2 protein-coding genes are annotated in these 1599 nt (G+C 58.3%); both read right to left on the bottom strand.

All coding sequences use genetic code 11. The annotated features are described in order from the left end of the window. Window positions 1-305: 305 nt before the first annotated feature. The gene (gene sul1, locus OKB87_RS23485; protein WP_000259031.1) at window positions 306-1145 is read right to left on the bottom strand and encodes a sulfonamide-resistant dihydropteroate synthase Sul1; all 840 of its coding nucleotides are present in this window, start codon (window positions 1143-1145) and stop codon (window positions 306-308) included. After that, window positions 1139-1486 carry a quaternary ammonium compound efflux SMR transporter QacE delta 1 gene (locus OKB87_RS23480; protein WP_000679427.1) on the bottom strand — a complete coding sequence of 116 codons (348 nt, stop codon included), beginning with the start codon at window positions 1484-1486 and terminating at the stop codon, window positions 1139-1141. The genes sul1 and OKB87_RS23480 overlap by 7 nt, the downstream gene beginning before the upstream one ends. Window positions 1487-1599: the final 113 nt, after the last annotated feature.

The raw sequence follows: 1599 nt of genomic DNA, 5'->3' as shown, positions 1-1599 counted from the left end.
CTAGGAGCTCGGATCTCAGGACGAAGGTCTCCGCGAATGTCCGGTCGATCCGCGCGACGTCCCAGGCGGGCGTTCCCTTGGCGGACATCCACGCCGCAGCGTCGTGCATCAGCCGCACAACCTCGTCGATATCACCCGAGCAGGCGACCCGAACGTTCGGAGGCTCCTCGCTGTCCATTCGCTCCCCTGGCGCGGTATGAACCGCCGCCTCATAGTGCAGTTTGATCCTGACGAGCCCAGCATGTCTGCGCCCACCTTCGCGGAACCTGACCAGGGTCCGCTAGCGGGCGGCCGGAAGGTGAATGCTAGGCATGATCTAACCCTCGGTCTCTGGCGTCGCGACTGCGAAATTTCGCGAGGGTTTCCGAGAAGGTGATTGCGCTTCGCAGATCTCCAGGCGCGTGGGTGCGGACGTAGTCAGCGCCATTGCCGATCGCGTGAAGTTCCGCCGCAAGGCTCGCTGGACCCAGATCCTTTACAGGAAGGCCAACGGTGGCGCCCAAGAAGGATTTCCGCGACACCGAGACCAATAGCGGAAGCCCCAACGCCGACTTCAGCTTTTGAAGGTTCGACAGCACGTGCAGCGATGTTTCCGGTGCGGGGCTCAAGAAAAATCCCATCCCCGGATCGAGGATGAGCCGGTCGGCAGCGACCCCGCTCCGTCGCAAGGCGGAAACCCGCGCCTCGAAGAACCGCACAATCTCGTCGAGCGCGTCTTCGGGTCGAAGGTGACCGGTGCGGGTGGCGATGCCATCCCGCTGCGCTGAGTGCATAACCACCAGCCTGCAGTCCGCCTCAGCAATATCGGGATAGAGCGCAGGGTCAGGAAATCCTTGGATATCGTTCAGGTAGCCCACGCCGCGCTTGAGCGCATAGCGCTGGGTTTCCGGTTGGAAGCTGTCGATTGAAACACGGTGCATCTGATCGGACAGGGCGTCTAAGAGCGGCGCAATACGTCTGATCTCATCGGCCGGCGATACAGGCCTCGCGTCCGGATGGCTGGCGGCCGGTCCGACATCCACGACGTCTGATCCGACTCGCAGCATTTCGATCGCCGCGGTGACAGCGCCGGCGGGGTCTAGCCGCCGGCTCTCATCGAAGAAGGAGTCCTCGGTGAGATTCAGAATGCCGAACACCGTCACCATGGCGTCGGCCTCCGCAGCGACTTCCACGATGGGGATCGGGCGAGCAAAAAGGCAGCAATTATGAGCCCCATACCTACAAAGCCCCACGCATCAAGCTTTTGCCCATGAAGCAACCAGGCAATGGCTGTAATTATGACGACGCCGAGTCCCGACCAGACTGCATAAGCAACACCGACAGGGATGGATTTCAGAACCAGAGAAAGAAAATAAAATGCGATGCCATAACCGATTATGACAACGGCGGAAGGGGCAAGCTTAGTAAAGCCCTCGCTAGATTTTAATGCGGATGTTGCGATTACTTCGCCAACTATTGCGATAACAAGAAAAAGCCAGCCTTTCATGATATATCTCCCAATTTGTGTAGGGCTTATTATGCACGCTTAAAAATAATAAAAGCAGACTTGACCTGATAGTTTGGCTGTGAGCAATTATGTGCTTAGTGCATCTAACGCCG

The organism is Aeromonas sp. Y318-1 (assembly GCF_027706125.1).
Taxonomy (GTDB): Bacteria; Pseudomonadota; Gammaproteobacteria; order Enterobacterales; family Aeromonadaceae; genus Aeromonas; species Aeromonas hydrophila.
This window is presented reverse-complemented; position numbering and strand designations above follow the sequence as displayed.

Excerpts from the sequence above, each read along its gene's own strand:
- OKB87_RS23480 (WP_000679427.1), bottom strand. The coding sequence starts at position 1,486 with ATGAAAGGCTGGCTTTTTCTTGTTATCGCAATAGTTGGCGAAGTAATC.
- sul1 (WP_000259031.1), bottom strand. The coding sequence starts at position 1,145 with ATGGTGACGGTGTTCGGCATTCTGAATCTCACCGAGGACTCCTTCTTC.